Raw genomic sequence first — 12,270 nt, forward strand, 5'->3', positions numbered from 1 at the left:
ATCATTTATAAATTTATTATTTTTCTGTTCCAACTATTTAAAAACTCCCTTCAAATTAATATCTTGAAGAGAGTTTTTAAAATATATTTATATATACTAATTTATCCTTAGTTTCTAGATGAAATACGTATAGTGTAATAAATAATGACAATCAATAACAATACCCAAATAATTATAGAACCAATTTGAGCAATTTCAGGACTACTAATCATAGCGTCTATCGTTTTTTGACAAAGTAGTAAACCAATTCCAGTAAATTCTAATCTTCTAAAATAAAGACCAGCAATACTAAATATAATACCTACAAAAAAGACGGCTTGATGTCCATATACTGTTATTGCTACGATGCCTAAATTCATATTAAATGCGTGCCCAATAATGAGAATTAAAGACACCCCTGCAACAACTAATCCTATAATTCTTTCGAATTTATTACTATAAAGATAATTTTTCCAATCAATACGCAAATATATAAAAATCGAAATTGGTAAGATAATTAAACAATAAAAGATAGACAATCCTGTTGCTGCTTGATACGGCACAAATTGTTTATCATATAAATACGATAACAATACAAAATTAAGTATAAAAAACACAATAGGATTCAATTGCAATGTAAATAAATTACGTTGTATCGTCAAAATAACTTCAGCGGGTGATTTTTTTCTATATTCAATATAATCTTCATCTTTTTCTTCGGATTTCTGAAAATCTTTTTTCAATTTCACTTTAATGTCATCTATTAAATTTGGAGAAAGACCTTTATGAGTGAAGTAATCATTAATGTTTTCCACTAGTACTTTGTCGTTAACTCTCATGACAAGCTCCTTTAATAATATTTGAACTATATCTACTATAATTTAATTTATAATCTCATACTTACACTTATTTTAACAATAAAATAACCGACAAGTATATAGCTTTACACTTGCCGGTCAAATTATTCTTTTTAAAAGCTACAAGTAATACTTATTCACCAATATCTATACGATAAAGTTTAATATTTTTATCACTTGGAGATGACGAGCTGAATTGATATGAAGCTTCACCATCTTGCACATAGCCAAAATTACCAGTTACGTTATTATAATGCTCACGTGCGACTGCATCTTTACTTAATTCGTTTTTAACTTCATCATAGGCTGGGCCGTCAGTATCATTATAACTCATAGAAATACGAGTAATTTCGCCTTCATTTTTCTTGCCATCAGTAGTTACAATAAGTACACCATTCTCTTTTTTAAATTCGTAATAATGTTCATTGTCATCAGGTCGATGAGAATAGACTGGGGTATCGTTATTTTTCAATACGCTTTGAATAGACTCGCCTAATGTTGCGCCTTCTAATGTTGTATCTCCTTCTTGCAATGCTTTAACATTTTGGATAGAGTTACCTGAAGCCGCATCCACACTACCTGCACCAATTCCAGAAAACGCTAATCCTGAAACTAAAACTGCCGCAAATATTTTTTTCATAAGCACTCTCTCCTTTTATTTATAAGTTATTTTATGCTTATTAACAGTGTACTATAAATATTACGTAATTAACAGGGATGTTACAAAAAGATTACATATCCATATCATTTCGTAATATAAATACGCGGCTATACTATATTTTTGTTTTTTTCATTTGCTTTAATAAAATCTCCTACAACATCGAGGAATTTTCCTTGTTGTTCTATAAATGGATATAAACCTGATTTTTCGAACACTTCAAACGAAACATCTCCAATATAGTCGCCCACTTCTTTAGCTTCTACAACGGTTGTTCTTTCGCCATGTTGCCCAGCGACAATTAAAGTTGGCAAATGGATTTTCCCTAAATAATGCATAATATTATTATTATTAAATGATTCCTTAACTGCTTTTAGTTCAGCTTTCGTAGCAATCGCATTGGTATCATCTACTTGTTTTAAAAACTTTTTAGCAGTGCGTTTTGAATAATATAGATGTTTGTCAAAAAACTTTTGTTGCGCTTCTTGTTCCCAATTACGCACTTTATCCGAATATTTACGATACAAACGTTCTTCAGGTGTTATTTCGTTAAGTAACGTTGGATTGACTAACGTCAGTGTCGTTGCCATTTCTGGATATTGAGCAACAAATGAGGCCGCAACTGAGCCACCTAGCTCATGACCAATTAATGAACACTCTGGAATATATAAATAATCTAATAGCGCTTTAATATCCTCTGCATAAGTTTCAAACTCAATATCCTTTGGTTTATCTGAATAACCATGACCTCTTAAGTCAATAAGCACAACCTGATGCGTTTTATTTAAAGTATTTTCAATCTCATTGTACACAGATAAATTATCTAAAGCAGTGTGTATCACAGCTATAGCATCTCCCTCACCACTTGTTCTGTAATTCAAAGCGACACCATCTTTTGTTGTGAATAAATTCATTAATTATCTTCCTTTCTTCGCTACAGATAATATTGTTAATAATTCTTCAGTGCTCCTAATCGTAAAATCTATTTCTTCAGGTAATGGTTCTACTTCAACATCATCGTCTTCCCTAAACCAAACGCTAATCATTCCCATTGCTCTCGCAGGTGCAACATCATTTAATGGATCATCACCCACATACATCGTTTCTTCTGGTTTTGTCCCTAGTTGGGATAACATATCTTCAAAAATCTTAGGATGTGGCTTACGGTAGCCCACTGTTTCAGATGTAGACAAATAGTTAATCGCATCCTCTACACCTAAAGTATGCATCCGGAATTGTTTGATTTTCGACTTTCCATTTGCGATTACACCCGTGAGATAGCCATTACTTGTTAACTTTTCAAGTGTATAAAGCGTGTCGTAATAAGGAAATACATAACGGTAAAAGTGCATTTCAAAATCATTAAATAAGTCCTTCCACGTTAAGCGATCAACATGAAAATCTTTAATAATTGCTTTATACAACTCTGGTTTATCATGATCTTCATCATCGTCTAATTCTATAAATTTTTTCTTAAAATCTGCAAGTTGTATACGTACTAAATAGTCATGAAATCTTTCATACTGTTCTTCTATAAATTTTTCGCGTGATTTTTTTCGATCTAAAAGTGTGCCTTCTAAATCAAAGACGACCGCTTTCACTTGTGTTAAGTCCATCATCATTACCTCTTTATTCAAACTTTTGCTTTAATTTATGCTTAACAGCATACATATTCATCTATTGCTACTTCGTTATTCATACATACGTGACTGTGTAATCATGACATAGAACAATACTGGTATACCCAGTAAGGCGAGTATAATACTTGCAGGTACTTGGAATGGTTCTAAAACAACACTTCCTAACCAATCTGAAAGCACCATAATTGTACCACCAATAACCATATTAAGTACCATTTGTTGCCCTAAATCATAATGACCACTATGTCGCCGTACAAGTTGTGGTATAACCATACCAATAAAGCCAATAACACCAACATACGCAACGATTACTGCAGTTAAAATTGATGCAATCAGCAACACACTATATGCCATGCTTTGAACATTTAAACCTAATGATTTAGCTCGTAAATCACCAAGTTGTAATAATTTAATTTTAGAAATCATGCTTAACAAAATAATAACACCAATGAGTAACACTGTGCCAATGTATACCACTTCGTTATATTCAGCTGAAGAGAAGCCACCAAACATATAATTGACAATATTATTCATTTTATTTTGATTAAATATAATGAGGATATATAGAAAAGCGTTAAATAAAGCCCCTATCATAATACCCGATAATATCAATGTTCTAATAGGATAGCCTCTCGACATCGACATCGTTAAAGCAAGAACTAAAACCAATGTAATAATACTGAATACAACTGAAAATATTGGTAACCATATAAATGACATTCCTAGGACGACAGCCAAGCCTGACCCAAATGTTGCACCACTCGCTAATCCTAATGTAAAACTATCCGCTAATGGATTGTTTAATAACGTTTGAAACATATGGCCAGCTAGTGTTAAGCCAATACCTGCAAGCAATGCTTGTAGTGTTCTGGGTAGTCTAACTTGAAAGAGAATTGTTTGGGTCAATGTGTCACTGATATCCCCAATACTCCATAATAAACTTAGCAATATGCTAGCAATGAGTACTGTTAGCCATATTATGATTGATTTATAGTACTTCATTTTTTTGCCACGCTTTCAATGAAATCTTTCAATTATTACAATACCATCTGTTTATGCTTAACACTAAACCTCTCCAAATAAACACTTGGAATTTCATAAGCGCAAGACTGTACAGTTATATGGATAAATAGGCAAATTCCTACTATTTGTAAATAGCCTCTTTCAAAGCTTTTAATCCATCATCAATACGTGGCCCAGGACGTGAAATTTGATCGCCATTCACAGCTTCAACATGGTTTTGTTGCACTGCTTTTATGTCACTAAATCCACCACGATGGTTCAACGCTTGTTGGTATTCATCTTTAGAAATACCCATTGTCGAAATCATAACATCTGGATTTTTCTTAATAATTGCTTCTTTACTTACTTTTTGCCAACCCTTCATATTCGAAAAACTATTCGCTGTGTTTAATTGATTTAACATATCATCAAAAAATGTATTTTTACCTGCTGTATATATTTCTGGTTCTGAAGATACTTCCATAAATACTTTTTTTGATTTAGCATCTTTCGGTACAGATGCTTTCACTTCTTTAATATTTTGTTTCGTCTCTTTAATGAGTGCATTTGCCTTATTCTCTTTACCAGTCACCTTCCCAATTTGTTTAAATGTGCTATACATTTCGGTGAGCGACTGTCCATCTTTCACGTAGACTATTTTAACGCCACTATCTTTAAGCGTATTTAATATGTCACCACTTACCGATTTTTGTGATTCATGCGCTAAAATTAAATCTGGTTTTGCTTTTAATAAGGATTCTTTATTTAATTTCATTGCATCAAACTGCTGCTTATCTTTAACTTCTTTCGGATAGTCATCCACAGTCGAGACACCCACAATATTATTTCCTAACCCTAATTCATACAATATCTCAGTATTACTAGGCATCAACGATATAATCCTATCGTAAGAACGTTTGTCCGAATTCTGCGATTTCTCTTTAGGTTGATTTCCATTTATCTCACAAGCTGCTAATAAAAATACTAAAACAATTAAAAGACAAATCATTTTATGAGGTCTTTTCACATCGTAATCTCCTAGTTCATATTTTTCTTTATCATATCAAAATTCTGTTCAATTTTAATTAACAATGCTAAATTTTTTTCTATAAATACGCATTTGATTGTAAAATCCCTAAAAAAACCAAACGCCTTTTATTAGTTATTTGATGTCTAGTTAAGCATTTATGCCACATTTTATAAACTGCTCATCTTGCTCATACGTATGTGCCATATATTCGATAAATGGATTGTCACAATTAGTCACTTGAATCGATAAAATACGTTTGAATTCTTCAATGTTGTCAACTGCTTGATTAGGTGTAATGCCCCCATTTTGCAACCGAGTATTTTATTTTTTTCATCTACAGTACATTCAAAATATTGTTTTATTTCTTCTAATGTTAATTCTAGGACTCTTAAAAATAAAATATGCTGCAGTTTCGTTAGATTTTCCATGTTATATGATATGTAACCTTGCTCATAAATTTGATTGGTTATTAACATATCTATTTCATGATAGTAATGCAATATGCGCGTACTTACACCAGTAATATTTGCGATGTCTTTCGGACTAAATTGTTATTTCAATTATCTCGTCTCCTATAATGAAGTATGTCGTATTACGTTATGTGAAGGTCAACCCCTTGTTTAATTTTCAAAATAAGCATCTAAAAATGTATATTTTGTATTTATTTTACCGTTAAAATAATTTTTTCCAAAATTATCTAACAATGCGTGGAATTCATTAGCATCTTGATTTGAAAAGTCATTTGGTAGTTTAATGTGCCGCTTTAATTTTTCATAGCTGTCAGTTTGCGTATATCCTAATTTTCGATAGAGTCTCCTAGAATAACTGTCTGCAATAAACTCAACGCCTCCAAAGATATATACAATGAGTACATCAGCTGTCTCACTACCAATGCCTTTAATTTCTAACAATGTTTTTCTCAAATCTTGCTTATAGTAATCGTTAATCTCCTGATAATCAAAATCGTAGTGAGCCAACCAATTTAATAAAGAGAGAATTGTTTGTGCCTTATTTTTATAAAACCCACTTGATTTTATGAATACTTGCAACTCTTCTAACTTTAAATTCAAGATGTGATATGGTTCTAGATGTGTTGCTTGCTTTAAAGATTCAATTGCATATGCTGCATTTCTCCAATTCGTATTCTGAACGAGAATCGCGTCCAACATAACTTCTATTTTTGATTCTGCCGGCCACCAACCCTGCGGTCCCATATGCTCATATAGTAGTTGATATAACGTTTTTGTATCCAACATAATATACCCACCTCTCTTCAACTTTAAGTTTTATAATTACTTATAAGTTAGTTTATTTTTAAAAAAGAGCGAGCAACGATTTGTTGTTGGATAAGTTGTTAAACTATCTAATCCATACAAATCTATTACTCACTCTCGTTAATTGAATCTTATCACTTTAGACTTTTACTTACATAGATTCTGGTGCATTAACGCCAACTAAATCTAATGCATTATGCATTGTGATTTTGACTGCATTAATAAGCGCGATTAACGCTTTTGTCTTTTCAACATCATCTGTTAATACTTTTTCCGCATTATAGAATTTATGGAAGTGAGAAGCTAACTCTTGAATATAATTCGTAATTCTATGAGGTGCTCTTTGAACTGCTGAACTTTCAATCATTGTTTCGAATTCAGCTACTTTTTTCAATAAATCAATTGCTTTTGCATTTGTTATATATGAATAATCCGCTTCTTTTGAAGGTTTAATGTCTCTATCTTCAGCTTGTTTCAAAATCGAACAAATACGTGCATGTGCATATTGTGCATAATACACTGGATTATCTTGAGATTCTTGTTTCGCAAGTTCCATATCAAAATCAAAATGTGTATCCGGGCTACGCATTGTTAAGAAATAACGTGCAGCATCTACACCGACTTCATCCATAATTTCACGTAACGTAATTGCATTACCTGTACGTTTACTCATTTTCACTTCTTGTCCATCTTGCATTAATCGAACCATTTGCATAATTTGGATTTCAAGGCGGTCATTTTCTACACCAAATGTTTCTAACGATGCTTTCAAACGGTTAATATAACCGTGATGGTCTGCACCAAATAAGTTGATTAATACATCGTTGCCACGTTCTATTTTATCAAAATGATAAGCGATATCAGGCAAGAAGTAAGTGTAGTTGCCGTCTTTCTTGATTAATACTCTATCTTTATCATCTTTAAAATCAGTTGTACGTAACCACGTTGCGCCATCTTGTTCGTACGTATAGCCAAGTTCTGTCATTTTATCTAAGACTTTTTTAATTTCGCCTTTTTCGTATAAAGATGTTTCACTAAACCAACTGTCAAAGTGTGTATTGAAATCAGACAAATCTTTTCTTAATTTTTCCATTTCATAATCGACACCTAATTGTCTAAACGTTTTTATACGTCCGTCCTCTGAAAGGTCTTTTAACTCAGGTTGTTTGTCAGCTAAATCTTTACCAATATTAATGATATCCTTGCCGTGGTAACCACCTTCTGGCATTTCAAAAGAATCATCACCCAGCGCTTCAAAATAGCGTGATTCAATTGAGCGCGCCAAATTCGTAATTTGATTACCAGCATCGTTGATATAGTATTCTCTTGTTACTTGATAGCCTGCTGCTTCTAAGATATTGGACAACGTATCTCCAACTGCTGCATTGCGCGCATGTCCAATATGTAGGTCTCCTGTTGGGTTTGCAGAAACATACTCTACTAAGATACTTTTACCGTTAGCTTCTTCAGTATGGCCAAATTTGTCACCTTTATCCATTGCTTCAGAAATGATTGCAGTTAAGTACGAATTGTCTAAATAAAAATTAATAAACCCAGGTCCTGCGATAGCTACTTTTTCTACTTTAGCTTTTGTTGTATCTAAATTATCTACAATAGCTTGTGCGATTTCACGTGGATTGCGTTTTGCTATTTTTGTTAAGACCATTGCAATATTTGTTGAATAGTCACCATTACTTTTATCTTTAGGAATTTCTATCTTTATTTCTGGAATTTCACTCGTATCAGCAAGTTGTGCTTGTTGAATACTGTTATTAATTTCTTCAACCAACGTTTGTTTAACTTGATCAATTATGTTCATTATGGTGTCTCCTTATAAGTAATTTCATATTGATAAGATCCCATTTTCTCTTCATCTTGAATTAAATCATAATGTACTTTCAATTTGCCACCATCAGGAGTAACAAAATGTAAAATGGAATGTGTACGTACCGTGAGTGGAATGCGTCCGCCACTAATTTCATATAAAGTAATCGTATCTTCACCTTCAACAAAATGAAGAATCATTTTAATTTCACCGTTGCGAATGATTTTGACACCTGATTTCTCAATTTTCACCGTCACATTTACAGTCACATCATTAATTTCTTCTTGATATCGGATAAATTCAGCATTGCGTTTTTGCCAAGATCCTTGTGTTTTTTGCGAAAATTTCTCTTTATTATCAAATTGTTTAACAATTTGCTTCGTCTGGATATTAACATTGTTTTCCAATGTGCATTTCACCCTAATCTTTAAAATAATACAAACTATTATAGCATACTTGAAATAAGCAATACAGTTGCGGAAACAATTTTCAAAACGTTAATTTCATACTAACTGAAAGTATAAATTTCTTTTTACATGCAACACTTAGAACTAAGTTGAATTCACATAATAAAACAGCCAGAATTCAAACAATTCGGCTGTCTACTTGATCTAAAAACAAAATGTCTTAGATGTTACTTACATTAAATTTACTTAGTATCTAATGCATCATGCAATGTTTGTTCAGAATTATTCCACATCTCAATATCATGTACTTTAAGAAAATCTTTTAAAACTTGTTTGTTTTCTTCACCGATGTGTTCAATTTCTATTTGACGTTTCATAGATTTATCCATCATGTTGACGTGTTCCGGCATACTTTTATAGCCTCTACGAATACTTTTGTTCACCATTAAATAACAGCCTGTGACACCTGCATAGTACGGACCGTTTTCGCCTCGTTCAGTTGTAACCCAGCACAACCAATACTCTTTAGCCTCTTCACCTTCAACGACTTCTTTTTCTTTTATCCACTTAACACCTTTTTCTACACTTGCGCGCGCATGCATACCACCAATATCAATAAAGGCTTCTTTATTTTGAACATCAATAAAGACAGGCGCTACGTTATCTAAACTGATTGAACCGATATTCGTGCCTTTATGTCCATCTAGTGGATCATTCTTAATGATGTTAAATTTAAAACCTTTGCTTTCAGCCACTAGCAAACACCTCCAATAAAATAAGTTTCATAATTAATTGCAATAACTACGTTCTATTTTAAAACCCCAATATGCCTCATGTATACTTAAATGGTTTTTAAAAGTTGTATTCAAAACGACATTTTAATTGCCGATACTTTACCAGCATTGGTGAATCGCTAATTTAATTCGTTTAAAATACTGATAATCGCATTGCTTATATTTTCATCTTTAATTTCAGTAATAAACTCTTTAGGATAATATAATTTATAATCCTCTCTGTTTATACCAGTAATACTATGAATGATTAATGACTGACTACTAATTTCACGTATTTCACCATTACGGCGCAATAAATGAATAGGTTGTCTATCTGACCCTGGTCTATCATAATCGTATGGTAAATCCGAGAACGACTCACTTACAAAATAATAATTTGGATCTATACCTGCTTGTATAAACAAATCGGTTAATTCTGTAATTGTAATAATAGAACCGTCAAACGGCATATATTTAAATAAATCACGATTAATAAAACGACGCGATAAATCACTTAAGATTGCATCATCTTCTTTCACCCATGCTTTCAAATAATACAATACCACCGCTTCATCTAAATCCACGTATTGTTCAATTGTCATAGACTCTTCAAAGAACGGTATGAAATCTGTCGGATGCATTTTAAATGTATAGTTTTCCTCATATAACTGCTTTGCGCGTTTCAAACAATTATTTAATAGTACTTCACCACCTCGACTTACTGGGTGGAAATAAATTTGCCAATACATTTGGTAACGACTCATAATAAAGTTTTCTACTGCGTGCATACCACTTTCTTTAATAAGCACTTCATCTTTAGACGGCCGCATTAATCTTAAGATACGTTCCATATCAAACTCACCATAAGATACACCTGTAAAATACGCATCACGTTGTAAATAATCCATTCTATCTGCATCAATTTGTGATGAAATCATAGAAATCACTAATTTATTCTCATGCGTTTTATTAATTACATCTGCAACTTGTTGCGGAAAATCATTTGAGACACGTTTCAATACTTCATTTACTTCAGTTGGTCCCGTAATAATCGCTTGTGTAAAAGCTTCATGATCCGTGTTAAATATTTTTTCGAAACTATGTGAAAATGGTCCATGCCCTAAATCATGTAACAATGCTGCACATAATGCTAAGGGTCTGTCATCATTATTCCACGCTTCTCGACCATCAAATGAATCATCAATCAATCTACGTACAATTTCATATACACCGAGCGAATGCCCAAATCTACTATGTTCTGCCGTATGGAATGATAAATATAATGTACCTAACTGTTTAATACGACGTAAGCGTTGAAATTCTTTGGTCTTGATTAAATCCCAAACCACTTGATCTCTGACATGAATGTACCTATGAATCGGATCTTTAAAAACTTTTTCTTCAGGTAACTTTTGTGTAGCATAAGTTGTAAATATCAATGTAGTCCTCCTATTCATACCCTATACTTTACAGATCATTTTAATGGCTTACGTAACAATGCTAAGTCCATTGCTTCACCGTACATTACATGTGTGTATGAGCGTACTTTTTCAAAACCTTTTTGTTGATAGAACGTCATAGCCTCATCATTTTTATTATCTACCTCTAGATAAACTTCATTATATTCATCTTTAAAATATCTAATGCCTTCAGATAAGAGATTAGAGCCATAACCATGGTGTTGCCATGACGGGCTCACATAATGTGCAGACAAGAATAATTCAGAACCATAAATAAATATAGCGAAACCGATAATATTTTCATCTGCTTCGACTACTAAAAATAATTGATCTTCCAAACGTTTAAGCAAATGCTGTTCATTATATGAAGCAGCCAACAATTCATTCACTGTCTTAGCTGCATAAATATTTAAATACGTATTATACCAAGCTTTTGTTGCTACATCTCTGATACTGACAACATCTTCTACAGTTGCTTTTCTTACTTTATGCATGTTGCTCTCCCCCTATTTAGATAGGTAATAATAGCTACATTATAACATAATTTTAGTATTCAAAATACTTTATCTATCTAGATTAAAAATAGTTTGAACAACATAAATCATTTGTCCAAACTATCTTTTATATATTTACTTTTCACCTAATGTTTGTTGCCATTCTTGTGCACGTTTTAATGCGTAAACGTCCTTTTCAATATCGCCTGGCTTTTCAGCAGTACCAATAATATAACCTGATAACGTTGCACCCACAAATTCTAAGCTATATTTCACTTGTGTGATACATGGTTTCCCTTTTACTTTCGGGAAATCCCCACCAACGATGATTAATCTAAAATCTTTTTTTGCCATTTCTTCTTTAAAATTTTTATAATTCGGATCCATTAATGTTTCAGACCAATGATCGAAAAATGCTTTTACCGATGCCGATAAGCTATACCAATACACCGGTGAAGCAATAATAATCGTGTCACTTGCTAATACTTTATCAATAATCTCTTTATAATCGTCATTATATGATTCTATTATCTTATTATCATGTCTTACATCCCTAACTGGATTTAATTGATATTGTGTTAAATCTATCCATTTGTAGTCGTATCCTGCTATGGCCGCCTTAGTTAAATAAGCAGTATTTCCCTCTGGTCGACTGCCCCCGAATAAAACTGTGATCATAATAATCTCCTTCTACTACTAAATTAATAATATATCTGTTGAACTTTATAATTATACATTTTCATTATTTAGGTAAACTTAATTCATAATCCTACACTAAATAATGTAATTATTAAACAGATAAATGAAAATACATTAATAAATTAAATTATTTTCTCAAAAATAGTACTTTTCCAACATACTATTTATCTAT

General features: G+C 32.3%; 15 protein-coding genes. All 15 read right to left on the reverse strand.

All coding sequences use genetic code 11. The annotated features are described in order from the left end of the window. Positions 1-107: 107 nt before the first annotated feature. The 15 genes from ACA31_RS08865 to ACA31_RS08925 all read right to left on the reverse strand — a co-directional run bounded on the left by ACA31_RS08865 (position 108) and on the right by ACA31_RS08925 (position 12,077). A complete protein-coding gene (locus tag ACA31_RS08865; protein WP_057512964.1) occupies positions 108-818 on the reverse strand; it encodes a hypothetical protein in 711 nt (236 codons plus the stop codon). A 151-nt stretch (positions 819-969) separates the two neighbouring features. After that, positions 970-1,476, reverse strand: a complete 507-nt coding sequence (locus tag ACA31_RS08870; RefSeq protein WP_057512965.1) for an SA0570 family protein — start codon at positions 1,474-1,476, stop codon at positions 970-972. Between the two features lie 128 nt (positions 1,477-1,604). After that, on the reverse strand, positions 1,605-2,408 hold the full coding sequence (locus tag ACA31_RS08875) for an alpha/beta fold hydrolase (RefSeq protein WP_057512966.1): 804 nt from the start codon (positions 2,406-2,408) through the stop codon (positions 1,605-1,607). A gap of 3 nt (positions 2,409-2,411) precedes the next feature. Continuing rightward, positions 2,412-3,110, reverse strand: a complete 699-nt coding sequence (locus ACA31_RS08880; RefSeq protein ID WP_057512967.1) for an HAD family hydrolase — start codon at positions 3,108-3,110, stop codon at positions 2,412-2,414. Between the two features lie 75 nt (positions 3,111-3,185). After that, positions 3,186-4,136: a FecCD family ABC transporter permease gene (locus ACA31_RS08885; protein ID WP_057512968.1), complete on the reverse strand. Its 951-nt coding sequence runs from the start codon at positions 4,134-4,136 to the stop codon at positions 3,186-3,188. 142 nt (positions 4,137-4,278) lie between these two features. Then, positions 4,279-5,163: an ABC transporter substrate-binding protein gene (locus tag ACA31_RS08890; protein ID WP_057512969.1), complete on the reverse strand. Its 885-nt coding sequence runs from the start codon at positions 5,161-5,163 to the stop codon at positions 4,279-4,281. 150 nt (positions 5,164-5,313) lie between these two features. Further along, positions 5,314-5,478 (reverse strand): hypothetical protein, encoded by a 165-nt coding sequence (locus ACA31_RS13500; RefSeq protein WP_253721384.1) that lies wholly within the window; start codon positions 5,476-5,478, stop codon positions 5,314-5,316. Then, positions 5,400-5,666, reverse strand: a complete 267-nt coding sequence (locus ACA31_RS13505) for a hypothetical protein (protein ID WP_253721382.1) — start codon at positions 5,664-5,666, stop codon at positions 5,400-5,402. Before ACA31_RS13505 ends, ACA31_RS13500 begins: the two co-directional genes overlap by 79 nt. A gap of 120 nt (positions 5,667-5,786) precedes the next feature. Next, the gene (locus tag ACA31_RS08895; protein ID WP_057512970.1) at positions 5,787-6,422 is read right to left on the reverse strand and encodes an endonuclease III domain-containing protein; all 636 of its coding nucleotides are present in this window, start codon (positions 6,420-6,422) and stop codon (positions 5,787-5,789) included. 169 nt (positions 6,423-6,591) lie between these two features. Beyond that, positions 6,592-8,259, reverse strand: a complete 1,668-nt coding sequence (gene argS, locus ACA31_RS08900) for an arginine--tRNA ligase (protein ID WP_057512971.1) — start codon at positions 8,257-8,259, stop codon at positions 6,592-6,594. Further along, positions 8,259-8,672 carry a DUF1934 domain-containing protein gene (locus ACA31_RS08905; RefSeq protein ID WP_057512972.1) on the reverse strand — a complete coding sequence of 138 codons (414 nt, stop codon included), beginning with the start codon at positions 8,670-8,672 and terminating at the stop codon, positions 8,259-8,261. The genes argS and ACA31_RS08905 overlap by 1 nt, the downstream gene beginning before the upstream one ends. Positions 8,673-8,914: 242 nt before the next feature. After that, positions 8,915-9,427: a YwhD family protein gene (locus ACA31_RS08910; protein WP_057512973.1), complete on the reverse strand. Its 513-nt coding sequence runs from the start codon at positions 9,425-9,427 to the stop codon at positions 8,915-8,917. A gap of 158 nt (positions 9,428-9,585) precedes the next feature. Next, on the reverse strand, positions 9,586-10,902 hold the full coding sequence (locus ACA31_RS08915) for an HD domain-containing protein (protein WP_057512974.1): 1,317 nt from the start codon (positions 10,900-10,902) through the stop codon (positions 9,586-9,588). Between the two features lie 17 nt (positions 10,903-10,919). Further along, on the reverse strand, positions 10,920-11,399 hold the full coding sequence (locus ACA31_RS08920) for a GNAT family N-acetyltransferase (protein ID WP_057512975.1): 480 nt from the start codon (positions 11,397-11,399) through the stop codon (positions 10,920-10,922). 135 nt (positions 11,400-11,534) lie between these two features. After that, positions 11,535-12,077 (reverse strand): flavodoxin family protein, encoded by a 543-nt coding sequence (locus ACA31_RS08925; RefSeq protein ID WP_057512976.1) that lies wholly within the window; start codon positions 12,075-12,077, stop codon positions 11,535-11,537. Positions 12,078-12,270 lie beyond the last annotated feature (193 nt).

It is taken from the genome of Staphylococcus sp. NAM3COL9 (genome assembly GCF_001431205.1).
Taxonomy (GTDB): Bacteria; Bacillota; Bacilli; order Staphylococcales; family Staphylococcaceae; genus Staphylococcus.

Bases quoted from the DNA above. Each gene is read 5' to 3' on its own strand.
- ACA31_RS08885 (WP_057512968.1), bottom strand. From the start codon at position 4,136: ATGAAGTACTATAAATCAATCATAATATGGCTAACAGTACTCATTGCT.
- ACA31_RS08880 (WP_057512967.1), bottom strand. From the start codon at position 3,110: ATGGACTTAACACAAGTGAAAGCGGTCGTCTTTGATTTAGAAGGCACA.
- ACA31_RS08870 (WP_057512965.1), bottom strand. From the start codon at position 1,476: ATGAAAAAAATATTTGCGGCAGTTTTAGTTTCAGGATTAGCGTTTTCT.
- argS (WP_057512971.1), bottom strand. From the start codon at position 8,259: ATGAACATAATTGATCAAGTTAAACAAACGTTGGTTGAAGAAATTAAT.
- ACA31_RS08865 (WP_057512964.1), bottom strand. From the start codon at position 818: ATGAGAGTTAACGACAAAGTACTAGTGGAAAACATTAATGATTACTTC.
- ACA31_RS08895 (WP_057512970.1), bottom strand. From the start codon at position 6,422: ATGTTGGATACAAAAACGTTATATCAACTACTATATGAGCATATGGGA.
- ACA31_RS08925 (WP_057512976.1), bottom strand. From the start codon at position 12,077: ATGATCACAGTTTTATTCGGGGGCAGTCGACCAGAGGGAAATACTGCT.
- ACA31_RS08920 (WP_057512975.1), bottom strand. From the start codon at position 11,399: ATGCATAAAGTAAGAAAAGCAACTGTAGAAGATGTTGTCAGTATCAGA.
- ACA31_RS08875 (WP_057512966.1), bottom strand. From the start codon at position 2,408: ATGAATTTATTCACAACAAAAGATGGTGTCGCTTTGAATTACAGAACA.
- ACA31_RS08915 (WP_057512974.1), bottom strand. From the start codon at position 10,902: ATGAATAGGAGGACTACATTGATATTTACAACTTATGCTACACAAAAG.